The organism is Pseudonocardia sp. CA-142604 (assembly GCF_050948475.1).
Classification (GTDB): domain Bacteria; phylum Actinomycetota; class Actinomycetes; order Mycobacteriales; family Pseudonocardiaceae; genus Pseudonocardia; species Pseudonocardia alaniniphila.
In genome coordinates, this window is sequence record NZ_CP192045.1 from 8,338,600 (window position 1) to 8,360,663 (window position 22,064).

Annotated in this window: 20 protein-coding genes; 7 read left to right on the plus strand and 13 right to left on the minus strand. The window is 70.5% G+C overall.

From position 1 onward, the window contains the following. Positions 1 to 29: 29 nt before the first annotated feature. On the minus strand, positions 30 to 1,076 hold the full coding sequence (locus tag ACQPZQ_RS37750; RefSeq protein ID WP_433289045.1) for a 3-isopropylmalate dehydrogenase: 1,047 nt from the start codon (positions 1,074 to 1,076) through the stop codon (positions 30 to 32). A gap of 670 nt (positions 1,077 to 1,746) precedes the next feature. Further along, positions 1,747 to 3,354: a phosphoglycerate dehydrogenase gene (serA, locus tag ACQPZQ_RS37755; RefSeq protein ID WP_433289047.1), complete on the minus strand. Its 1,608-nt coding sequence runs from the start codon at positions 3,352 to 3,354 to the stop codon at positions 1,747 to 1,749. Between the two features lie 281 nt (positions 3,355 to 3,635). Here serA and ACQPZQ_RS37760 point away from each other — a divergent pair, with 281 nt between their 5' ends. The 4 genes from ACQPZQ_RS37760 to ACQPZQ_RS37775 all read left to right on the plus strand — a co-directional run bounded on the left by ACQPZQ_RS37760 (position 3,636) and on the right by ACQPZQ_RS37775 (position 7,749). Then, positions 3,636 to 4,073, plus strand: a complete 438-nt coding sequence (locus tag ACQPZQ_RS37760; RefSeq protein ID WP_433289049.1) for a MarR family winged helix-turn-helix transcriptional regulator — start codon at positions 3,636 to 3,638, stop codon at positions 4,071 to 4,073. Positions 4,074 to 4,147: 74 nt separating this feature from the next. Next, positions 4,148 to 4,627: a hypothetical protein gene (locus ACQPZQ_RS37765; RefSeq protein WP_433289051.1), complete on the plus strand. Its 480-nt coding sequence runs from the start codon at positions 4,148 to 4,150 to the stop codon at positions 4,625 to 4,627. Between the two features lie 442 nt (positions 4,628 to 5,069). Then, complete coding sequence (locus ACQPZQ_RS37770) at positions 5,070 to 5,807, plus strand: IPT/TIG domain-containing protein (RefSeq protein ID WP_433289054.1); 738 nt, start codon at positions 5,070 to 5,072, stop codon at positions 5,805 to 5,807. A gap of 415 nt (positions 5,808 to 6,222) precedes the next feature. Further along, positions 6,223 to 7,749: an IPT/TIG domain-containing protein gene (locus tag ACQPZQ_RS37775; RefSeq protein ID WP_433289056.1), complete on the plus strand. Its 1,527-nt coding sequence runs from the start codon at positions 6,223 to 6,225 to the stop codon at positions 7,747 to 7,749. Between the two features lie 73 nt (positions 7,750 to 7,822). Here the strand turns inward: ACQPZQ_RS37775 and ilvC are convergent, their stop codons facing one another. From ilvC to ACQPZQ_RS37795, 4 genes are all read right to left on the minus strand, one after another. After that, positions 7,823 to 8,827: a ketol-acid reductoisomerase gene (gene ilvC / locus ACQPZQ_RS37780; protein WP_433289058.1), complete on the minus strand. Its 1,005-nt coding sequence runs from the start codon at positions 8,825 to 8,827 to the stop codon at positions 7,823 to 7,825. Positions 8,828 to 8,857: 30 nt separating this feature from the next. Continuing rightward, positions 8,858 to 9,367: an acetolactate synthase small subunit gene (gene ilvN, locus ACQPZQ_RS37785; protein WP_241036039.1), complete on the minus strand. Its 510-nt coding sequence runs from the start codon at positions 9,365 to 9,367 to the stop codon at positions 8,858 to 8,860. Continuing rightward, positions 9,367 to 11,325, minus strand: a complete 1,959-nt coding sequence (locus ACQPZQ_RS37790; RefSeq protein ID WP_433289060.1) for an acetolactate synthase large subunit — start codon at positions 11,323 to 11,325, stop codon at positions 9,367 to 9,369. Before ACQPZQ_RS37790 ends, ilvN begins: the two co-directional genes overlap by 1 nt. A gap of 257 nt (positions 11,326 to 11,582) precedes the next feature. Next, the gene (locus tag ACQPZQ_RS37795; RefSeq protein ID WP_433289062.1) at positions 11,583 to 12,230 is read right to left on the minus strand and encodes a hypothetical protein; all 648 of its coding nucleotides are present in this window, start codon (positions 12,228 to 12,230) and stop codon (positions 11,583 to 11,585) included. 137 nt (positions 12,231 to 12,367) lie between these two features. On the opposite strand from ACQPZQ_RS37795, the gene ACQPZQ_RS37800 reads away from it, so the two are divergent. Next, on the plus strand, positions 12,368 to 12,781 hold the full coding sequence (locus ACQPZQ_RS37800) for a PH domain-containing protein (RefSeq protein WP_433289064.1): 414 nt from the start codon (positions 12,368 to 12,370) through the stop codon (positions 12,779 to 12,781). Between the two features lie 4 nt (positions 12,782 to 12,785). Continuing rightward, a complete protein-coding gene (ilvD, locus tag ACQPZQ_RS37805) occupies positions 12,786 to 14,627 on the plus strand; it encodes a dihydroxy-acid dehydratase (protein WP_433289066.1) in 1,842 nt (613 codons plus the stop codon). A 49-nt stretch (positions 14,628 to 14,676) separates the two neighbouring features. Here the strand turns inward: ilvD and ACQPZQ_RS37810 are convergent, their stop codons facing one another. Both ACQPZQ_RS37810 and ACQPZQ_RS37815 read right to left on the minus strand, forming a co-directional pair. Then, the gene (locus tag ACQPZQ_RS37810; protein ID WP_433289068.1) at positions 14,677 to 15,273 is read right to left on the minus strand and encodes a DoxX family protein; all 597 of its coding nucleotides are present in this window, start codon (positions 15,271 to 15,273) and stop codon (positions 14,677 to 14,679) included. 61 nt (positions 15,274 to 15,334) lie between these two features. Then, a complete protein-coding gene (locus ACQPZQ_RS37815; protein ID WP_433289070.1) occupies positions 15,335 to 16,249 on the minus strand; it encodes a 2-hydroxyacid dehydrogenase in 915 nt (304 codons plus the stop codon). A gap of 100 nt (positions 16,250 to 16,349) precedes the next feature. On the opposite strand from ACQPZQ_RS37815, the gene ACQPZQ_RS37820 reads away from it, so the two are divergent. Next, the gene (locus ACQPZQ_RS37820) at positions 16,350 to 17,501 is read left to right on the plus strand and encodes a PQQ-dependent sugar dehydrogenase (protein ID WP_433289072.1); all 1,152 of its coding nucleotides are present in this window, start codon (positions 16,350 to 16,352) and stop codon (positions 17,499 to 17,501) included. 12 nt (positions 17,502 to 17,513) lie between these two features. On the opposite strand, the gene ACQPZQ_RS37825 is transcribed toward ACQPZQ_RS37820, so the two are convergent. The 5 genes from ACQPZQ_RS37825 to gatB form a co-directional block, all read right to left on the minus strand. After that, a complete protein-coding gene (locus tag ACQPZQ_RS37825; protein WP_433289074.1) occupies positions 17,514 to 18,665 on the minus strand; it encodes an esterase-like activity of phytase family protein in 1,152 nt (383 codons plus the stop codon). A gap of 191 nt (positions 18,666 to 18,856) precedes the next feature. Then, a complete protein-coding gene (locus tag ACQPZQ_RS37830; protein WP_433289076.1) occupies positions 18,857 to 19,477 on the minus strand; it encodes a nitroreductase family protein in 621 nt (206 codons plus the stop codon). A 185-nt stretch (positions 19,478 to 19,662) separates the two neighbouring features. Beyond that, complete coding sequence (locus ACQPZQ_RS37835) at positions 19,663 to 19,947, minus strand: type II toxin-antitoxin system RelE family toxin (RefSeq protein ID WP_433289078.1); 285 nt, start codon at positions 19,945 to 19,947, stop codon at positions 19,663 to 19,665. Further along, entirely contained in the window at positions 19,944 to 20,324 is a 381-nt protein-coding gene (locus ACQPZQ_RS37840) for a type II toxin-antitoxin system prevent-host-death family antitoxin (RefSeq protein ID WP_433289079.1), read from the minus strand. Before ACQPZQ_RS37840 ends, ACQPZQ_RS37835 begins: the two co-directional genes overlap by 4 nt. Before the next feature lie 236 nt (positions 20,325 to 20,560). Then, positions 20,561 to 22,063, minus strand: coding sequence for an Asp-tRNA(Asn)/Glu-tRNA(Gln) amidotransferase subunit GatB (gene gatB, locus ACQPZQ_RS37845; RefSeq protein ID WP_433289081.1), 1,503 nt, complete (start codon positions 22,061 to 22,063; stop codon positions 20,561 to 20,563). Position 22,064: the final 1 nt, after the last annotated feature.

Consider the following 22,064-nt stretch of genomic DNA (forward strand, 5'->3'; position numbering starts at 1 on the left):
CCGCTCGCCTCGGCCCCGGCCGGACCGCCTCAGCTCGTGGACGGGGCCGCGGCGTGCGAGCTCACGAGCGCAGCGAGGCGGTCGCCGATCGACTGCGTGTGGCCGGTGGCGCTGTGGTCCCGGGTGGCGAGATCGAACGCCACCGCGGCCTCGATGCGGCGGGCCGCGTCGCGGTTGCCGAGGTGGTCGAGCAGCAGCGCCACGGACAGCACGGCGGCGGTGGGGTCGGCGATGCCCTGCCCGGCGATGTCGGGAGCGCTGCCGTGCACCGGCTCGAACATGCTCGGGTTGCGGCGGCTCACGTCGAGGTTGCCGCTCGCGGCGAGCCCGATGCCACCGGTCACGGCGGCGGCCAGGTCGGTGAGGATGTCGCCGAAGAGGTTGTCGGTGACGATCACGTCGAACCGGCCGGGATCGGTGACCAGGTGGATCGTGGTGGCGTCGATGTGCTGGTAGGCCACGCTGACCTCGGGGTGCTCGAGCGAGACCTCCTCCACCAGCCGCGACCACAGGCGCCCCGAGTAGCTCAGCACGTTGGTCTTGTGCACGAGCGTGAGGTGCTTGCGCGTGCGGCGGGCCGCGCGGGCGAAGGCGTCGCGGACCACCCGCTCCACACCGAAGGCCGTGTTGACGCTGACCTCGGTGGCGATCTCGTTCGGGGTGTCCTTGCGCAGCAGGCCGCCGGTGCCGACGTACGGCCCCTCGGTGCCCTCACGCACCACCAGCAGGTCGATCTCGTTGTTGGACGCCAGCGGGCCGCGCACGCCCGGGTAGAGCCGGGCGGGACGCAGGTTCACGTGGTGGTCGAGCTCGAACCGCAGCCGCAGCAGGAGCCCGCGCTCGAGGATGCCGCTCGGCACCGACGGGTCGCCCACGGCGCCGAGCAGGATCGCATCGTGTGCCTGCAGCTCCGTGAGGACGGACTCCGGCAGCAGCTCACCCGTGGAATGCCAGCGGGCGGCGCCCAGGTCGTAGGTCGTGGTCTCCGCGTTGGGCTCGACCTCGTTGAGGACCTTCAGCGCCTCGTCGATGACCTCCGGCCCGATGCCGTCTCCGGGAATGACCGCAAGGCGCATTACCGATGTCCTCTCTCCAGTTGGCCCGAGAGCAGCCGGGGGCACGTTACCCGCTGCTACGGGACCGCTATGCTTTCCGCCATCCGATCGGGGTCACCCCAAAGGGTGGAACTGATGCGGAAGCGATGTCGCCGGAACCACTCCCGACGCGACACGCCCCCATGCGGGCCATTCTGCCCCGCCCAGATGCCGGGCATCGCGCAACCCCCGGACGCAGCCGCCGGTCACGTCGGCACTGTCGCTGCCCCGGTCGTGTTGTCGCAGGTCAGAGAGCTTCACCCGTTCGCCCATGAGGAACTGCTCGCTGCCATCACGGGCGCGCCGCGGCGTCGCCGCGCAACGCGCTGCTGATTCACACTAGGGCGCTACCGGCGCCGCACGCCGCTACGACGGCGAACTTCCGGCGGACGGGCCTCGACACCCTGCCGGTGCTGTCCCGGCCCGCCACGGGTGCCGTCTTCGACGAGGTCGGCAACGGTTTGCCGCACACCGGACGGGCGGCAGGAACGGCCGCGACCCGCCGCGGTTCGCTGTTGCGAGGCCGCGGCGGGTCAGCAGTTCGACGATCGCCGCTGGTGACCGATCAGGCGCCGGTGCGACACCGGATCCGATGAGACCGATCGCCGCACGAGCGACCGGTCGTCACGGTCCGGGGCGGGGCCCGGAGTGCTCAGTCGCTCTCGAACGAGATCAGCCGCGTGGTGCGCGCACCCACCGAGGCGCCGATCGGCTCCAGCACACCGGGGTCGACCGGGCGGTCGACCCGCAGCAGCATGATCGCGTCGGTGCCGTCGGTGGTCTGGCTGATCTGTGCGGCCTCGATGTTGACGGCGGCCTCGCCGAGGAGCGAGCCGACCCGGCCCATCACGCCGGGACGGTCGGCATACTCCAGGAGCAGCACGTCGCCCTCGGCCCGCAGGTCGAAGTGGCGGCCGTTGACCTCGACGAGCTTCTCCACCTGGGAACGCCCGGTGAGCGTGCCGGACACCGTGACCGCGGCACCGTCGGGCATGGCGGCGCGCAGCTGGACGACGCTGCGGTGGTTCTCGCTCTCCGGTGCGGTGGTCACCTCGACCTCCACACCGCGCTCCGCGGCGATGCTCGGCACGTTGACGAACGTGACCTGGTCCTCGACGACGTGGGTGAAGACGCCCCGCAACGCGGCGAGCGCCAGCACGGAGACGTCCTCGGACGCCAGCTCACCGGCGACGTCCACCGTGACCGAGCTGGGCAGCCGGCCCGCAACGGCGTGCAGCACCGTGCCGAGCTTCTGCGTGAGCGGCAGCCACGGCCGGACCTCCTCGCCGACCACGCCACGGACCTGCACGTTGACCGCATCCGGCACGAACTCACCAGCCAGCGCCAGCTGCACGGAGCGGGCGACGTCGGTGCCCGCCCGGTCCTGCGCCTCGTCGGTGGACGCGCCCAGGTGCGGGGTGACGACCACCTGCGGCAGCTCGAACAGCGGGCTCGAGGTGGTGGGCTCGGTGACGTACACGTCGATGCCCGCCGCGCCGACGTGGCCGCTGCGCACGGCATCGGCCAGGGCGTCCTCGTCGACCAGGCCGCCGCGCGCGGCGTTGACGATGATCACGCCAGGCTTCGTCATCGCGAGCTGGTCCTTGCCGATGAGCCCGAGCGTCTCGGCGGTCTTCGGCAGGTGGATCGAGATGGCGTCGGCGCGCCGCAGCAGCTCCTCGAGGCTCGCGAGCTCGATGCCGAGCTGCGCGGCGCGGGCCGGCGCGACGTACGGGTCGTAGGCGATCAGCTCGACACCGAACGCGGCCAGGCGCTGGGCCACGAGCTGGCCGATCTTGCCCAGGCCGACGATGCCGACGAGCTTGCCGTTGAGCTCGACGCCGGTGTAGGAGCTGCGCTTCCACTGCCCGGCACGCAGGCTCGCGTCCGCCGCGGGGATCCGCCGGGCGGCGGCCAGCAGCAGCGCGACGGCGTGCTCGGCGGCGGAGACGATGTTGGACGTGGGCGCGTTGACGACCATGACGCCACGGGCGGTGGCGGCAGGGACGTCCACATTGTCCAGTCCGACGCCGGCCCTGGCCACGACCTTGAGTCGGCTGGAGGCGGCGAGCGCTTCGGCGTCGACCTTGGTGGCCGAACGCACGAGGAGCGCGTCGGCGCCGGCGATGGCACTCAGCAGCGCGGGGCGATCGGTGCCGTCCACGCTGCGGATCTCGACCTCGTCGCCCAGACACGCGATCGCGGACGGCGCGAGCTTCTCGGCGATCAGGACGACGGGGCGGGTGGCTGCGGTGCTCACGGCGGTTGTGTGCTCCCCGAATCGACGGCTGGGACGCTCCCGATGGTAGATGCGGCACGGTGCCCAGGGCGCTGCGGCGTGGGCCGCGCAACAGGATGAACGGGGGTACGTCTCACTCGTCCGGTCCTACCGATGGAGCAATCGAGTCGGTCACGAGACACGAACGGGTGGATCTCGCGGCGCGCAATCGTCCGTTCTGCGCGGCGCCTCGAATCCGCCGCGAGCAGCCAGGGCTGCACAGCGTCACGGGTGACCCCGAGGCGGTGCTGAAGACTGGACAGGTGACCACGGAGAACGACGCCCGTCCGGCTCCGCCGCCGACCAGCACGTCGATCGTGCTGCTCACGCTGGCACATCGGATCGAGACCGAACTGGGCACCGCACTCGCGCCGCTCGGACTGACGGTCAGCAGGCTCGGGCTTCTCGGGCACATCGCCGGGGTGCCCGGGGCATCGTTCAGCGATCTGTCACGGATGTCGGGGATCAGCGTCCAGAGCATCCACGCGGCCGTGAAGACGCTGGCAGGCGCGGGGCTCGTGCGGGACAACACCGCGCGCGCCGGTGCCGCTTCCACCCTCGAGCTCACGCCGGCCGGCTCCCGGCTTCTCGAGCAGGCGATGACCGCGGTGTCCGACGTGGACGGCCGGTTGTTCGGCGCCGACGCCGACCCCGTCCTCCGGCAGGTCGGCGACGCCGTGCGCACCGCGTTCGGAGACTGATCCCAGCCGCAGCTTCAGCCTCCCTGAAGCTCCTGCTAGCCTTCAGGAAAGCTGAAGGTGACCTGGGGGGATCGATGGAAGGTCTACTGCTGTCGGTGCACGTGCTCGCCGGCATCGTCTTCGTCGGGGGGTCGGCCGTCGCCACGAGCCTCTTCCCGCGCTACGCGCCCGTCCTGGCGTCGGTCGGCGTAGGAGCGGCGTCAGGCGAGAGCACGCCAGCGGGTTCGGACGAGCGCAGCCGCGCCGTCGCACTCGCCCTGCACCGCATCACGCGCGTCTACGGCATCTTCGGGATCGTGGTCCCCGCCGTGGGGATCGCACTCGCGATCGCGCAGGGCCGCATGGGAGAGATCTGGATCATGGTCTCCATGGTCCTCACCGCGGCTGCAGGACTGTTGCTCGCGCTGCAGATCTACCCACGCCAACGCGACGCGCTCGCCGATCCGGACGACGGCACACGACTGCGCAAGCTGAGCATGACCGCCGGGATCTACAACCTGCTGTGGGCGATCGTCGTCGTACTGATGATCGTGCGCCCGGGCGCCTACGCCTGACACACGGCCGGCCTCCGCGAAGCGCGATTTGCGCGAGCATCTGCACGATCAGTCGAAACGGTTCGTGCCGTTGCACGAAACTGCGCCACCTCGCTTGAAACGGGTTCCTACTGTTTCGCCGACAAAATGTCAGGCACATTTGCCAGGACGCCAGCACAGGCGGTGATCGAAACTTTCCACGAGGCCGTCCGGCTGCCCGTGGTTACGCCGTTCGGCTGAACACCCCCGAACCGTGCGTGCATAGAAATGATCACCTTGCGCCGAATAGTTGTATTCTGCGGCGCTCCTTCATAGTGCTTGATTCACCCGGTAGAGTTTCGCCTGCCGTAGACAGGACTGTCTCAGGGCCCGGCGGCGACTCCCGTCTCGTCGCCCAATTCCCGAGACACGTTCTCCCGTTCGGCGAATTCCCAATCCCAGCGGTTGAAGCGAGGGTTTTGTCATGCCCATTTCCCCCAACCAGGGCTCCAGTGCCGGAGGCACGGCCGTGGTGATCACCGGTACCAATCTCGCGAATGCGAGCGCGGTCCGTTTCGGCTCGAACCTGGCGACGATCACGGCGAACACGCCGACCTCGGTCAACGTGACCAGCCCGGCAGGTCACGGCGTCGTGGGCGTCACCGTCACCACTCCGGGCGGCACCAGCAATCCGCTGTCCTTCTTCTATCTCGAGCCGCCGGCCAAGTTCTCCCTCAGCCCGATCTCGGGCGTCGAGGCGGGGGGCAACTCGGTCACCATCACCGGTGCCAACCTGAACGGGGCGACCTCGGTGACCTTCGGAGCCAACGCCGGGACCATCACCGCCAACAACTCCGGCTCGATCGTGGTGACGGTTCCGGCCGGGACCGGCTCGGTGCCGGTCACGGTGGTGACGCCCGGCGGCAGCACCAACGGCCTGTCCTACGAGTACGTGGTCGCACCGACCGTCACGGCCATCGACCCCGTCTCGGGCCCGACGGCAGGCGGAACGGGCGTCACCATCACCGGCACCGGTCTCACGACCACCAACTCGGTGACGTTCGGCGGCACGCCGGCCAGCTTCGTCGTCATCTCCGCGACGGAGGTCAGCGCGACCACACCGGCCGGAGCCGCCGGAGCGGTTGACGTGGTCGTGACGACCACGGGCGGCAGCGCCACGCTGGAGGACGGTTTCACCTACGTCGCCGGGCCTGGCATCTGAGATACCTGATGAATCGAGGGGACGCCGCACACATCGGCGCCCCTCGATTCATCACCCTCGGCCGCCCGGTGCACCGCAGTGATTCCGGCCGATCGATCCCGTTGTGCACGAATAGAACGCCCACCGAGCTCGCCGGGGCCCAGCGCTCCTTCCGCTGCACCGCCCGAGACCGAGGCGACTTCAGCAAGAATGCACACCGACAGCCCATCAGCAAGGAAGGTGCTGACGCAAATATTTGAATAGGAAGCTCTTTGGCCGGCTCCGCGCCTTCGGCACCGCCGCGGCGCGCGGGCGACGCATGCCCACCACGCCTCATTGCGATGAGCATCAAGCACACGAATCGTGGGAGAAAAGGAATCGTGACCAGCGCAACAACCATGGTGCCTTCGGGCGCCGTCAGCCCAGTGAGGCAGCCATGCCCACGGTATTGACCGTCGTCCCGTCAATCGTCCCCACCACCGGTGGCACCGTCGTCACGATCACCGGCTCCGGATTCATCGGCGCCACCGCCGTCAGCTTCGGCGGCACGCCTGCCACCACGTTCACGGTCAACTCCGATACCCAGATCACCGCCACCACGCCGGCGCGCGCCGCGGGCATCGCCGGGGTCACCGTGACCGGGCCCACCGGCACCAGCAACGCCGTGAACATCATCTACCAGGGCACCACCACACCGCCGGTCATCAACAGCATCGCGCCATCGACGGGCCCCACCACCGGTGGCACCGTCGTCACGATCACCGGGTCCGGGTTCACCGGCGCCACCGGGGTGAGCTTCGGCGGAACACCGGCCACGACCTTCACAGTCAACTCCGCAACCCAGATCACCGCCACCACACCCGCACACGCCGCAGGGACCGTCGCGGTCACCGTCACGGGGCCCACCGGCACCAGCAACCCCGTGAACTTTGTCTACCAGGCGCCTGCCGCGCCCGTGATCACCAGCATCGTCCCATCCGCCGGACCCACCACCGGTGGAACGATCGTGACGATCACCGGCACCGGGTTCACCGGCGCCACCGCGGTGAGCTTCGGCGGAACACCGGCCACCACCTTCACGGTCAACTCCGCCACCCAGATCACCGCCACCACACCCGCACACGCCGCGGGTGTCGTCCAGGTGACGGTGACCGGGCCCGGTGGCACGAGCAACCCCGCGAACTTCGCCTACCAGGCGCCTGCGGGTCCGATCGTGTCCAGCGTCGTGCCGTCGTCCGGACCCACCACCGGTGGAACGGTCGTGACGATCACCGGCTCGGGGTTCACCGGCGCCACCGCGGTGACCTTCGGCGGAACACCGGCCACCAGCTTCATGGTCAACTCCGCCACTCAGATCACCGCGACCACGCCGGTGCACGCGGCCGGCACGGCTCCCGTCGTGGTCACCACACCGAGCGGAAGCAGCAACAACAACGTGGCGTTCTTCTACCTGAACGCTCCTGTGATCACACAGCTTTCCCCTGATCAGGGGCCTGCTTCGGGTGGCACAGTCGTGACGATCACCGGTACCGGGTTCACGGGGGCCACCTCGGTGACCTTCGGTGGCACACTCGCCACCGCGTTCACCGTGGACTCGGACACCCAGATCACGGCGACCGCGCCGGCGCACGCGCCCGGCACGGCCGAGGTCGTCGTCACGGCCCCGGGCGGTACGAGCACCGGTGCTCCGTACGCCTATGTTGCTGCTCCTGTGATCACCGCGTTGGCGCCGACCGCCGGCCCGCAGGCCGGTGGGACGTCGGTGACGATCAGCGGTTCCGGCCTGACCTTCACGAGCGCGGTGCAGTTCGGCGCTGCCCCCGCTGCGTTCACGGTGCTGTCCGACAGCCAGATCGTTGCGACAGCACCAGCGGGTACAGGCACTGTCCAGGTGACGGTCACGACGCCGGGCGGCACCAGCAACGGACTGCCGTACGAGTACGTGCCACCACCCGAGATCTAACCGGAAAGCACGAACGGCACTCTCGCGCCGACCTGTCGGGCGAGAGTGCCGTTCGTGGTGCTGAGCGTGGGGCTCAGGTCGCCTTCGAGCCCACCCAGCTCATCAGGCCGCGGAGCTTCTCACCGACCTGCTCGATCGGGTGCTCCGCCCCCTCCTTCTGGAGCCGGGTGAAGTTCGGGCGGCCTGCCTCGTCCTCGGCCACCCACTCCCGCGCGAACCGCCCGTCCTGGATCTCTGCGAGGATCCCCCGCATCTCGTCCTTCACCGCGGGCGTGATGATGCGCGGACCGCGGGTGAGATCGCCGTACTCGGCGGTGTCGGAGATCGAGAAGCGCTCGTTCGCGATGCCGCCCTCGTACATGAGGTCGACGATCAGCTTGAGCTCGTGCAGGCACTCGAAGTACGCGATCTCCGGCGCGTAGCCGGCCTCCGTGAGCACCTCGAAACCGGTCTGGACGAGCGCAGCGGCGCCACCGCAGAGCACGGCCTGCTCACCGAACAGGTCGGTCTCGGTCTCCTCCTTGAACGTGGTCTCGATGACGCCCGCGCGGGCGCCGCCGATGGCCGCGGCGTAGGAGAGGGCGAGGGCCTTCGCGTTGCCGGTGGGGTCCTGCTCCACCGCGATGAGGCACGGCACGCCCTTGCCGTCGATGAACTGGCGACGCACGAGGTGACCCGGGCCCTTCGGCGCGACCATGGCCACGTCGACATCGGCCGGGGGCTTGATCAGCTCGTAGCGGATGTTGAAGCCGTGGCCGAAGAAGATGGCGTCGCCCGGCTTCAGGTTTGGCGCGATGTCGTCGGCGTAGATGAAGCGCTGCTTGGTGTCGGGCGCCAGGATCATGATCACGTCGGCTTCGGCGGACGCCTCGGCAGGCGTGACGACCCGGAGCCCCTCGTCGGCAGCCTTCTGCCGCGACTTGGAGCCCTCCGGGAGCCCGATCCGGACGTCGACGCCGGAGTCACGCAGCGACAGGGCGTGCGCGTGGCCCTGGCTGCCGTAACCGATCACAGCGACCTTGCGGCCCTGGATGATCGACAGATCGGCGTCGTCGTCGTAGTAGATGTTCACGGCCATGACGGGTGAAGTGTTCCTCTCGGATCGTGGCTAACGGATGGCAGCGGCGGCGGTGATCGAGCGGGGACCGCGGCCGACGGCCACCATCCCCGACTGCACCATCTCGCGGATGCCGAAGGGCTCGAGGTTCTTGAGCAGCGCGCTCAGCTTCTCAGCGGTTCCGGTGGCCTCGATCGTCAGTGCCTCCGGTGTCACGTCCACCGCCTTCGCGCGGAACAGGTTGACGATCTCGAGCACCTGGCTGCGCACGCCGGGGTCGGCGCGCACCTTGACCAACAGAAGTTCGCGCTGGACGGACGCTGCCGGCTCCAGCTCCACGATCTTGATCACGTGCACGAGCTTGTTGAGCTGCTTGGTGACCTGCTCGAGCGGGAACTCGTCGACGGCAACGACGATCGTCATCCGCGAGATGTCCGGGTGCTCGGTGGGTCCCACGGCGAGCGACTCGATGTTGAAACCGCGCCGGGAGAACAGGCCCGAGATCCGGGCGAGCACCCCCGGCTTGTCCTCGACGAGCACCGACAGGGTGTGCCGTTCGATCACTCTTCCTCACCCTGCCTCATGGCCTCCGCCGTGACGGCGCCGGTGCCGGCGTCGTCAGCGACGATCTCGTCTGTGTCGAACAACGGCCGGATGTTGCGGGCCGCCATGATCTCGGAGTTGCCGGTGCCCGCTGCGACCATGGGCCACACCTGGGCGTCGGCGCCGACCACGAAGTCGATCACAACCGGTCGGTCGTTGATCTCCATGGCCTGCTGGATGACGGCGTCGACCTCGTCCTTGGACTCCGCACGCAGCCCGACGCAGCCCATCGCCTCGGCGAGCAGCAGGAAGTCGGGGATGCGGTGCTTGTGCGTGCCGAGGTCGCTCTGCGAGTAGCGCTCCGAGTAGAAGAGCGTCTGCCACTGCCTGATCATGCCGAGGTTGCCGTTGTTGATGATGGCGACCTTGATCGGGATGCCCTCCAGCACGCAGGTGGCGAGCTCCTGGTTGGTCATCTGGAAGCAGCCGTCGCCGTCGATCGCCCACACCACCGTGTCCGGGCGGCCCATCTTCGCGCCCATCGCCGCAGGCACCGCGTAGCCCATGGTGCCGAGGCCCCCGGAGTTCAGCCACGTGCGCGGCTTCTCGTACCGGACGAACTGCGCGGCCCACATCTGGTGCTGCCCGACCCCCGCCACGTAGACGGCGTCCGGGCCTGCGGTCTGGCCGATCCGCTCGATCACGTACTCGGGCGACAGCGAGCCATCGGCAGGCCAGTCGTAGCCCAGCGGGTAGGTGGAACGCAGCCCGTCGAGCCGCTTCCACCACGTGGTGAGGTCGGTCTGACCGCGCTCGGCCCGCTCGACGTGCAGCGCGTCGATGAGCTCGGCGATGACCTCCTTGGCGTCCCCGACGATCGGGACGTCGGCCCGGCGGTTCTTGGAGATCTCGGCAGGGTCGATGTCGGCGTGCACGACCGCGGCGTCGGGCGCGAAGCTCGCGAGATGACCGGTGACCCGGTCGTCGAACCGCGCCCCGAGTGCGACGAGCAGGTCGGACTCCTGCATGGCCGCCACCGCGGTGACCGTGCCGTGCATGCCGGGCATCCCGACGTGCTGGCGGTGGCTGTCCGGGAAGACGCCGCGGGCCATCAGGGTGGTGACCACCGGGATGCCGGTGAGCTCCGCCAGCTCCAGGAGCTCGGCCGAGGCCTCCGCCTTGAGGACGCCGCCGCCGACGTAGAGCACCGGCCGTTGCGCCGAGTTGATCAGCTTGGCGGCCTCCCGGATCTGCTTGCCGTGCGGCCGCGTGGTGGGCCGGTAGCCGGGGAGCTTGAACTCCGGCGGCCAGGAGAACGTGGTGCGCTCCTGCAGCACGTCCTTCGGGATGTCCACCAGGACCGGGCCGGGTCGGCCCGTGGATGCCAGGTGGAACGCCTCCGCGATCGCGCGCGGGATCTCCGTCGCGTCCTTCACGAGAACGTTGTGCTTGGTCACCGGCATGGTGATGCCGGTGATGTCGGCTTCCTGGAACGCGTCTGTGCCGATCAGCGCGCGCGTCTGCTGGCCGGTGATCGCGACGATCGGGACCGAGTCCATGTACGCGTCGGCCATCGGCGTGACGAGGTTCGTGGCACCCGGCCCCGACGTCGCCATGCAGACGCCGACCTTGCCGGTGGCCTGCGCGTACCCCTCGGCCGCATGCCCCGCGCCCTGCTCGTGACGCACGAGCACGTGGCGCACGCGCGTCGAGTCGAGCAGCGGGTCGTACGCGGGAAGGATCGTGCCTCCCGGAATACCGAATACGACCTCGCAGCCCAGCTCCTCGAGGGAGCGGACGAGCGACTGTGCGCCGGTCATCGGTACACGGTCGAAGCGCGGACCGGGGACGGTCTGCGCCGAGGCCGGCTGAGCGGGGCCCGAGCCGGGCTGGGCACCCTGGCGGCCCGGCGGCGGCGCCGGCTTCGGTCCGGACGGTCCGGGGACCGAGCCGGAACGGGGCGTTGCGGTGGTCATCTGCGGCAGCTCCGGGAGTTGGGGCCGGACATGAAAAAACCCCCGACCGCCAGCGGGCGGAACGAGGGTGGCGCGTCGACGACCGAGGGCTCTCTCAGGCGTGGACGCGCCTGATAAGTACGAGGTCCTGGACGGCGGGCATGCGCGGGACGCTAGCCGCCCGCCCACGAGGGCGTCAAATCCCTGGGACTGTGATACCAGATACTGGAACACCACCAGGCGATTCCCGCCACGCTCGTCCGGATGGTCCGATCTGTTCACGCCCGCCGGTCCGCCGCCACGGCCACGGCAGCAGCAGACGTGACGAGCAGTAGACCGAGGAGCGCTTCACCGAACGGTGGCGGGGCATCGCTCGTGAGCGCGCGCACCGCACTGCCGACCGGCGGGAGCCAGGGTTGTACGGCCGTGATCGTCACGACGCTGACGGCGAGAAGGAACGACCAGCCGATGCGGGTGACCAGGGGCCGGGCGCACAGCACCCCGATCGCGGTACCGGTGGTTGCCGCGGCGACGTGGACGAGCACACCGGAGAGCACCGCCTCCGCCGGATAGGGGTCGGTCGCCCGCACCACCGGCACCACCACGGAGAGCAGGACGAGCACGGCGTCGGCGGCGAGAGCGACCAGCACGGTGCCGGTCACCAGCCGGACCGGCCCGCCCGCCGCCGCCATCGTGACGAGACGCTGGGCCGGGGCCTCGATGTTCGCCACCACCAACGTCAGCCATGCGGCAATGGGGTAGAGCGCGAGCGCCGTCGCCGGCCATACGCCGGGCGGAGGACCGACGCTGTCGCTGAGCAGGACCGCGAGCACGACGCCGTAGACGACTACCGGGATCAGGACCCGCTGGGACCGGACGACGTCGGCGGCCACGTACCGGGCGACGGCCAGAGTGCGCGTTGTCACCGGGCCTCCTGCCGAACGGTGGGACACCGAACCGTGGGGTCGAAGTCTGCACAAGCCCGATCACCGCCTGCACCCCGCCGTCCCCGCGACCGCCCGGTCCGCAGGTGGCGATCCCCGATGGGTGAGACCATGGCCTGGTGAGCACCACCGGCCCCGATCCCGTCCCCCGCGCCGTCTTCCGCACCTCGCCGCTGACGATCCTGGTGGCGCTCGCGTTCGCCTTCTGCGCCACACCCGTGGCGCTGGGGGGCCCGTACCTGTGGCTGCTCTACCTCATACCGATCGGCATCATCGTCTGGACGCTGCGGGTGCGCACCGTGGCCGATCCGGACGCAGTGACCATCCGCCGGATAGTCGGCGGGAGGCGCGTAACGTGGCCGGAAATCAGCTCCCTGCGCCTCGGCCAACGTTCTCGAATTCGCGGTCGTGCCGGGGTCAGCGCGGTGCTGACCGACGGCGCCGAGCTCTCGCTCCCCGCCGTCGGAGTCCGCGACCTGCCCCAGCTCGCCGCCGTCAGTGGCGGCAGGCTGCCCGACCCGGCTGGAGAGTGAGCCGATGCCGGCTCTGCGTTCCCGCGTCACCACCCAAGGCCGTAATGCCGCCGGAGCTCGTTCGCTCTGGCGCGCCACCGGCATGACCGACGACGACTTCGACAAGCCGATCGTCGCCATCGCCAACTCCTACACCCAGTTCGTGCCCGGTCACGTGCACCTCAAGGAGCTCGGTGAGCTCGTGGCGGGCGCGATCCGGGAAGCGGGAGGCGTGGCGCGGGAGTTCCACACCATCGCCGTGGACGACGGCATCGCGATGGGCCACGGCGGGATGCTCTACTCGCTGCCCAGCCGTGAGGTGATCGCCGACGCCGTCGAGTACATGGTCAACGGGCACGCCGCCGACGCGCTGGTCTGCATCTCCAACTGCGACAAGATCACGCCCGGCATGCTCAACGCCGCGATGCGCCTCAACATCCCCACCGTGTTCGTCTCGGGCGGGCCGATGGAGGCCGGCAAGGCTGTCGTCGTCGACGGGGTGGCGCACGCGCCCACGGACCTGATCACCGCGATCTCCGCCTCGGCCTCGTCGCAGGTCGACGACGAAGGCCTGGGGCTCGTGGAGCGCTCGGCCTGCCCGACCTGTGGTTCGTGCTCCGGGATGTTCACCGCCAACTCGATGAACTGCCTCACCGAGGCCCTCGGCCTCGCGCTGCCCGGCAACGGCTCCACGCTGGCCACGCACGCCGCGCGGCGCGAGCTGTTCCTCGAGGCGGGCCGCACGGTGATGGCGCTCGCGAAGCGCTGGTACGGCGACGACGACGCCTCCGTGCTGCCCCGGTCGATCGCGAACCGGAAGGCGTTCGAGAACGCGATGGCGCTCGACGTCGCGATGGGTGGCTCCACCAACACCGTGCTGCACATCCTCGCCGCCGCGCAGGAGGGCGAGATCGACTTCGACCTGGAGGCTATCGACGCCCTGTCGCGCCGGGTCCCCTGCCTGGCGAAGGTGTCGCCGAACTCCAGCTACCACATGGAGGACGTGCACCGGGCCGGTGGAATCCCCGCCATCCTCGGCGAGCTCTGGCGGGCCGGCCTGCTCAACGAGGACGTCCACACGGTCCACTCGCCGTCGCTGCGGCAGTGGCTGTCCGAGTGGGACGTCCGGGCGGAGGCGCCGTCGGAGAAGGCCGTTGAGCTGTACCACGCGGCCCCCGGCGGAGTACGCACGACGGAGGCGTTCTCCACGGAGAACCGCTGGTCGTCGCTCGACACGGATGCGGCCGACGGCTGCATCCGCGACGCGGAGCACGCCTACACCGCCGACGGTGGGCTGGCCGTGCTGCGCGGCAACATCGCCCCGGACGGCGCGGTGATCAAGACCGCCGGCATCCCCGAGGACATCTGGCGCTTCTCCGGGCCCGCTCGCGTGGTGGAGAGCCAGGAGGAGGCCGTGTCGGTCATCCTCACCAAGCAGATCCAGCCCGGTGACGTGCTCGTGGTGCGTTACGAGGGTCCGGCGGGCGGGCCGGGGATGCAGGAGATGCTGCACCCCACCGCGTTCCTCAAGGGCGCGGGGCTCGGCGCGAAGTGCGCCTTGATCACCGACGGCCGCTTCTCGGGCGGGTCGAGCGGTATCTCGGTGGGGCACATCTCCCCCGAGGCCGCTGCGGGCGGTGTCATCGGCCTGATCGAGGACGGCGACACGGTGCTCATCGACGTCCGGAGCCGCACGCTCGAGGTGCAGGTCAGTGACGAGGTGCTGGCCGAACGCCGGTCCAAGATGGACGCTTCCGAGCAGCCGTGGCAGCCGAAGGACCGCGAGCGCCCGGTCTCGAAGGCACTGCGCGCCTACGCGGCGCTCGCCACGAGCGCGCACACGGGCGCCGTTCGCCGGGTGCCCTGACGTCTCCGGCCGGCTCGGATGCCGCCGTGGCATCCGGGCCGGCTCGGCGTCAGACGCGCAGGAACACGTACACCAGCACACCCACGGCCACGCCGACCACCAGCGCCAGCACGCCCCACGAGGCCGGCCGCCGGTGCCAGGCGCTGCCGTTCTCGATCGCGATCCTTCCGGCCCCGGTGAGGACGAGCGCGGCGGCCGCGAGCCCGAGCACGACGTCCAGCTCCACGGCGTTCGCCCCCGCGGCCGTGATGAAGAACCCGCTCGTCATCTTGATCAGCACCGCGTTGATCTTGATGGCTACCAGCGCGGCCGCCGCGAGCGGCGTGAGCACCCCCAGCACGACGAACGCCCCGGCCACCAGCTCCGCGATCCCGGTGGCCCACGACAGGGTGGGGGCCTGCTGGTAGCCGTACCGCTCGAGCATGCGGCCGAACTCGGCAGGCCCAGGCCCGTCCCACAGCCCGAACACCTTCTGCATGCCGTGGGCGAAGAACGTGCCGCCCACCGCGAACCGAAGAATCAGCAGCCCGACGTCCGTGGCGCCGTTCCATGCCAGCGGCCTGCGGTTCGGACGCGTGGTGCTCGCCTCCGGCTCGCCGAAGGAACTACCAGGACCCGGGAGCATCGACGTCGGCCGGTCGGTCATGCCGGGAGGGTAGACGCGCCGGGCCGGTTACGCACCCGGCTCGGCTCGTCACTCACCCGGATCAGTACCCGTTCTCCACCAGGTTCGGCGGCTGCTCCCCGCGCACGTAGGCACCGAGCTGCTCGGCGACCACCTCGTAAGCGTGTCGCCTCGTGCTCGGCACGCTGCCGCCCACGTGCGGCGTGATGAGCAGCCCGGGCGCGCGCCACAGCGGGTGGTCGGCGGGCAGGGGCTCGGGCTCGGTGACGTCGAGCGCGGCACGCAGCCGGCCACTCGTGAGCTCCGCGGTGAGCGCGTCGGTGTCGACCACCGACCCGCGCGCGGCGTTGACCAGCAGCGCCCCGTCCGGCATCGCGGCCAGGAACTCGGCGCCGACGAGCCCGCGGGTCTCGTCGGTGAGGGGAACGACCACCACGCAGGCGTCGTGCAGGGGCAGCAGGTCGAGCACCTCGTCGATGCCGTGCACGCCCGGACGAGCCCGGCGCCCGACCAGCGTGGTCTCGACGTCGAAGGGCGCGAGGCGGTGAACCGTGTTCTCTGCGAGGTCGCCCGCACCGAGGATGAGCACCCGCTTCCCGGCCAGTTCCTCGGTGGTGTGCTGGTCCCAGTGCCCCTCGTCCTGCGCCCGGACGAACCGCGGGAAGTCGCGATAGACAGCCAGGAGGGCCCCGACGACCCACTCCGCCGTGGCGCCACCGTGGGCGCCCCGGCAGTCGGAGAGTGCGACACCGTCGGGCAGCTGACCGACCCAGTTCTCCGCACCCGCCGACAGGAGCTGCACCAGCTGCAGCTTCGGCAACGACCTCGCCATGGCCAGCCCGTCGCTGTTCGCGAGGGCCGGCACGAGCACCTGTGCGGTCTCCGCCGCCTCCGGGAGCTCGCTACCGACGTCGTATCTCAACGGAATGATGCCGGGGACGGCGGCGAGAGCGGTCATCCCCTCCTCGTGCGGAACCAGAACAACGATGTCGCCCATGCCACGACCCTAATGACGTGGCTCGCGTCGGCCTGCGGGTGTGGGGGTCCAACACGAACCGTTCACCGGCCGCTCACTCCGTGCCGCATAGCCTGGGTCCGTGGGAGGACGGGTTCGGCGGGCGGCGGCCACGGCGTTGCTCGGCCTGCTGCTGGCCGGCTGCGCGACGTTCCCCGACCAGGGCCCGCGGGAATGGCGGGAGCAGGTGGAGGGCGCGGGAGAGCTCGGAGGCCCGCCCGTCATTCCGGAGCCCAGCCCGCCGCAGTCCCCGCCTCCCGCAGGCGACGCCGGGCAGCCCGGTGCGCCCCAGCAGCCCACAGGGTGCGTCGACCCCGACCCGCAGGTCGTGGCGACCTGCCTGGAGCCGGTGGGCGCGATCGCGGTCCTTCCCGACGGACATTCAGCACTCGTGGCCGAGCGCGCGACCGGCCGGGTGTTGCGAGTGCAGCGCGGAGCGGACCCGGTCCTGGTCGCCACCGTGCCCGTGGACCCGAGCGGTGGCGGCGGCCTCACCGGGCTCGTGCTCTCCCCGTCCTATGCCGAGGACCAGCTCGTCTACGCCTACGCCACCACCCGCGAGGACAACCGTGTGGTGCGGATCGCACCCGGCGAGGCCCCCAAACCCGTGCTCACCGGCATCCCCCGCGGCCCCCGGAACAACAGCGGAGCCCTCGGCGTGGACGTCGACGGGTCGCTGCTGGTGGCCACGGGCGACGCGGGTGGCGACCCGGCGGCGCCCGGTTCGCTCGCGGGCAAGCTGCTGCGCATCGACACGCTGGGCCGTCCCGCCCCCGGCAACCCGGAGCCCGCCTCGGTGGTGCTCAGTTCCGGGCTGCGGGCGCCGGGCGGGATCTGCATCGACCCGGTCACGACGATGGTGTGGGTGACCGACCGCACCGGCACGCAGGACGTGCTGCACCTCGTCGTGCCCGGGCCGCTCCCCGCCCCCGCCTGGACCTGGCCCGACCGGCCCGGTGTGGCCGGTTGCGTGGCCCAGCCGGGGCTGGTCGCCATCGCGCTCACCGGAGCCGCGTCGCTCTTCGTGCTGCACCCGGGCGACAACGCCATGTTCACGGGGACGCCGGAGAAGATGCTCACCAACACCTACGGCCGGCTGTCGGCGGCAGCCTTCGGCTCGGACGGGCTGCTCTGGCTGGGCACCGTCAACAAGGCGGGCGGCAAGCCCGTGCCCAGCGACGACAGGGTGATCCGGATCCAGCCGCCTGCGGGAGGCGGGGAGAGCCGCACCTGAGGTCGACGGCAGTCAGACCGGCCGGATGCGTCCCCCCGTGCGGGCCATGGCGAGCGCGACGACCTGCGTCCGCTGAGTCGCTGCGAAGTTGTCGTCGCTGACCAGGACCAGGGTTCGCTCACCGGTGCACACGTCCGGCCCCCACGTCATGCCTTCGATGTTCTCGATCCCCTCCAGCCCGACGTCGGCGAGATCGACGAGCAGCGTCTTGCGCGCCGGTTGGACCGAGGCCCCGACCAGCGACGGCAGAGCGCGCACGTCGGTGGCGCGCGAGATGTCGGCCACGTAGACGCGGATCCGGTTGCCGAAGCCGGCCACGAAGGCCCGCTCCAGGAGGAGGAACCGGGTGGAGGTCGCCGGTTCACAGGCGAGGATCGACGCCACGCCGGAGTTTCCCTCTGCCGGCCCCTCGGGAAGGGGGTCGAGCTCGTAGGCGTACTGCGCGAGGACCGCCCCCTCCACCGACTGCACCGTGATCCGCGTGACGCCGCCCGCACCCACCGTCGGCTCGGGCCCGTCCGTCACGAGCGGGTCCTCCAGGACGGAGACGACGAGGTCGCCGTTACGGGCGAACGTGACGCTCTCGATGGCGTGGTCCTGCCTCGGCCCGAGCCCGCCCGAGTACAGCTCGTTGCGCGGGATCGGCAGGTCACGCAAGAAACGGCCGTCGCGGGTCGAGATCCGCAGCGCGGGATCGACGAGGATGCGCTGCCCCGCGCTCGACTCGGCGAGGATTCCCTCGTGGCTCCACAACATGCGGCCGGTACGCGGATCCACGCGGATCTCCTCGGGGTCCACGGTGCCGAACACATTGCGTTCACCCGGTCCGAAGTCGAACTGCTCCGTGGCCCATTCGTCGAGTGACGGATATGCCTTTCCGTCGGGCCGCCGGAAGAAGGTGACCCCGGTCAGCATGACGTCGTGGAGCCCGCCGGCGTCCAGTTCGATCTCGGCCGTGTAGAAGCGCGCGGGGTCGACGGCGGAGCGGTCGTCGCTGACGAGCAGGTAGCGGCCGGTGTGAGGGTCGTAGTCGACACCGGAGAACCCGCCGACCGTCGTGCCGCGGAACTGGAGTCTGTGGGGCAGGATCCGTTCACCGAGCAGGCGGACCGCCCCGTAGCGGCATCTGGCCCGCTGCCACGCTATCTGGCGCTGTTGCTCCATCGTTCCCCCCGGCACTGGTCGCCCCCGTGATGCGCAGGCGTTGCGCACACCAAGGCAGACGTGCGCGGCGGGCGGGCCGGTCCAGTGACGTGGAAGGAATCACATCCGCCCGGATCCGGAATCCGGATATGCGAATTCCCGCATTCATATCGACGAGCGGGGGCGGCGCCGGACGTCGATGATCAGGGCGGTCAGGGCTGGTGCTGCCCCCACCGGCCGTGGTGGACGACCTCGGCGACGCCGCGCCGTCCCCGCTTCAAGGAGGGGGAGGGTGTGTCGGGGGCCGGGTAGCCGATGGAGAGCACACCGATCGGCTCGTACGCGTCCGGCACCCCGAACTCGGCCCGGACAGGCGACACCCGCGACGGTGGGAGCCCGAAGAAGCAGGCACCCAGCCCCTCGTCCACCACGGTCTGCAGCATCAGCAGAGACGCCATACCCGTGTCGATGTACCAGTAGGGCATGGGCCAGCGGGCCTCGTCCTGGTCGGTCCAGCCCTTGTCCGGCTCGGCGTAGCGCTCGAGGTAGCCGGCCTTGTGCGCGAACGGGATCACCAGCAGCGGCGCACGCTGCAGACCGGCAAGGACCCAGTCGTGGCTCCCGTCGGCCTCCTCCTCGGCCGCTGTCGCCCAGAACCGCTCCCGGTCCTGCGGACTCTCGAGTGCGAGGAACGCCCAGCCCTGGCTGAAGCCGCCGGAAGGAGCGTGCAGGGCGTTGGCCAGGATGCGGTCCCGGATCGGAGACGGCACGGACCGCTCTGGATCGTAGTTCCGGATCATGCGTCGTCTGCGGACGATCTGGTTGAACTCCATTCCGGAAGTCCTACCGCTCCGCCTCTCGCCCGGGAAGATCGTTCTCGTCGCGGCAGCCGACGTGAGCGCGCCGTGATGCCATCGAGCAGGCCAGGGACATCTCGGACCACGGCGGATGGCGCGCCCACCGATCGGCGACGGCCGCGTCCTGACGCACCCCACCGACCAGGAGGGCGTGCCGCGGGTCACCAGGCCCGATAGATCTCGCGGCGGTGTCCGACGTCGAGCACCAGGACCAGGAGCCGCTTGTCCTCGACCCGGTAGACCACGCGGTAGTCGCCGACACGGAGCCGCAGCGCCCCAGGATGACCGGCGAGAGCCTTGACCCCGGAGGGCCTCGGTTCGAGGGCGAGGTTGTACATCGCCACCACGAGCCGGCGAGCGATGGGCTTGTCGAGCTTGCGCAGTGTGCGTTCAGCCGCGGGGGTCAGCTCGACCTCGTAGCGGAGTAGGTCGTCGTCCTCGTTCACTGACGCTCGCGCGGCTCGGCGTCATCGGCTGTGGTCGACCCGATCGACCGGCTGTTGCGCCCCCGACGACCAAGCGGCCTCGCGTCCCTCTGCCTGGGGACCGGCGGGGGAACGACGTCCAGTTCGTCGGCGACGTCGAGCAGCGGCCGGGTCGAGGCGCCGGCGTCCAATTCCTCCTCCGCTTCCCGTGCGAGCCTCGACAGGTGTGCGTCTTCGGCGGCTTCCGCGGCTTGGGCGACCTCGACGGGGACGACCGCACCGACGCGCTGTCCACGCTTCGTGATGTAGGTGATCTGCCCGGCGTACGTCGCCCGCCCAAGGACGTCGGCGAAGTGGTCGCGGGCGTCGGAGATGGGCAGTTCCTCAGGCGCAGTCACCACTACAGCGTACGAGTCGTACGAACTGTACGCAAGGCCGAGGGGGTCAGGTGCGGCCAGGGGCCGCCGATTCCGGATGGTCGAGAACCGCTGCGGTGCACGATCAGATCCAGCGCTTCACATCAAGGAGGTCTTCGCTGGATCTTGTCCTGACGGCAGGGGGGCCACCTCTACGCAGCCCTCGGCATGTGGGGCCGGGCCGCACCGAGCGACCCGGCCCACCACTCCGAACGCCGCTACGCCCCGACGCGCTCGATGATCAGCTCCCGCACCCGCTTGGCGTCGGCCTGGCCCTTCGTGGCCTTCATGACGGCACCGACGATCGCACCGGCGGCCTGCACCTTGCCGCCGCGGATCTTCTCCGCGACGTCCGGTTGCGCGGCCAGTGCCTCGTCGACCGCCGCCACCAGCGCGCCCTCGTCGGAGACGACGGCGAGCCCACGAGCGGCGACGACGTCGTCGGGCGAACCCTCTCCGGCCAGCACCCCGTCGACGACCTGACGGGCGAGCTTGTTGTTCAGCGAGCCCGACGCGACGAGCTCGATCACCCGCGCCACCTGCTCGGGCGTGATCGGCAGCCCCGCCAACTCGACGCCACGCGCGTTCGCCTGCTGGGCGAGGTACGCCACCCACCAGGAGCGGGCCTCACCCGCGGGAGCGCCTGCTGCGACCGTGGCCTCGATGAGGTCGAGTGCCCCGGCGTTGACCAGGTCGCGCAGCTCCTCGTCGGTGAGCGACCACTCGGCCTGGAGCCGGCGGCGACGCTCCCACGGCCGCTCCGGCAGCGTGCCGCGCAGCTCCTCGACCCACTCGGCGGGAGGAGCGATCGGCACCAGGTCGGGCTCCGGGAAGTACCGGTAGTCCTCGGCGGTCTCCTTGCGGCGACCGGGCCGGGTGGTGCCGCCGGCCTCCTCGAAGTGGCGGGTCTCCTGCACGATCGGCTCGCCCCCGAGCAGCACGCCCGCCTGCCGCGTCATCTCGTACCGGACGGCGCGCTCCACCGACCGCAGCGAGTTGACGTTCTTGGTCTCGGTGCGCGTGCCGAGCACGCCGGAGCCCCGCGGGGACAGCGACAGGTTCACGTCGCAGCGCATCGAGCCCTGGTCCATCCGCACGTCGGAGACCTCGAGCGCCCGCAGCAGGTCGCGCAGCGCCGTGACGTACGCCCGTGCCACCTCCGGCGCCCGCGCGCCGGTGCCGGGGATCATCTTCGTGACGATCTCGATCAGCGGCACACCTGCGCGGTTGTAGTCCAGCAGCGAGTACTCCGCGCCGTGGATCCGCCCGGTGGCGCCTCCGACGTGCAGCGACTTGCCGGTGTCCTCCTCCATGTGGGCGCGCTCGATCTCGACGCGGACGGTGGTGCCGTCGTCGAGCGGCACGTCCAGGTACCCGTTGACGGCGATCGGCTCGTCGTACTGGGAGGTCTGGAAGTTCTTCGGCATGTCGGGGTAGAAGTAGTTCTTCCGCGCGAAGCGGCCCCACGGCGCGATCTCGCAGTTCAGCGCCAGGCCGATCCGGATCGCCGACTCCACGGCCGCGCGGTTCACCACCGGAAGCGCCCCCGGCAGGCCCAGGCACGTGGGGCAGACCTGCGTGTTCGGCTCGGCGCCGAACGTGGTGGGGCAGCCGCAGAACATCTTCGTGTTCGTGTTGAGCTCGACGTGCACCTCGAGCCCGAGCGTCGGCTCGAAGCGCTCCACGACCTCGTCGAAGTCGACCAGCGTAGGGGCGCTCATC

Coding starts and splice junctions, on each gene's coding strand:
- ACQPZQ_RS37810 (WP_433289068.1), bottom strand. CDS start 15,273: ATGACCGACCGGCCGACGTCGATGCTCCCGGGTCCTGGTAGTTCCTTC.
- ACQPZQ_RS37830 (WP_433289076.1), bottom strand. CDS start 19,477: ATGGAGTTCAACCAGATCGTCCGCAGACGACGCATGATCCGGAACTAC.
- ACQPZQ_RS37825 (WP_433289074.1), bottom strand. CDS start 18,665: ATGGAGCAACAGCGCCAGATAGCGTGGCAGCGGGCCAGATGCCGCTAC.
- ilvC (WP_433289058.1), bottom strand. CDS start 8,827: ATGGCCGTGAACATCTACTACGACGACGACGCCGATCTGTCGATCATC.
- ACQPZQ_RS37750 (WP_433289045.1), bottom strand. CDS start 1,076: ATGCGCCTTGCGGTCATTCCCGGAGACGGCATCGGGCCGGAGGTCATC.
- ACQPZQ_RS37790 (WP_433289060.1), bottom strand. CDS start 11,325: ATGACCACCGCAACGCCCCGTTCCGGCTCGGTCCCCGGACCGTCCGGA.
- ilvD (WP_433289066.1), top strand. CDS start 12,786: ATGCCGGCTCTGCGTTCCCGCGTCACCACCCAAGGCCGTAATGCCGCC.
- gatB (WP_433289081.1), bottom strand. CDS start 22,063: ATGAGCGCCCCTACGCTGGTCGACTTCGACGAGGTCGTGGAGCGCTTC.
- ACQPZQ_RS37775 (WP_433289056.1), top strand. CDS start 6,223: ATGCCCACGGTATTGACCGTCGTCCCGTCAATCGTCCCCACCACCGGT.
- ACQPZQ_RS37765 (WP_433289051.1), top strand. CDS start 4,148: ATGGAAGGTCTACTGCTGTCGGTGCACGTGCTCGCCGGCATCGTCTTC.
- ACQPZQ_RS37770 (WP_433289054.1), top strand. CDS start 5,070: ATGCCCATTTCCCCCAACCAGGGCTCCAGTGCCGGAGGCACGGCCGTG.
- ACQPZQ_RS37815 (WP_433289070.1), bottom strand. CDS start 16,249: ATGGGCGACATCGTTGTTCTGGTTCCGCACGAGGAGGGGATGACCGCT.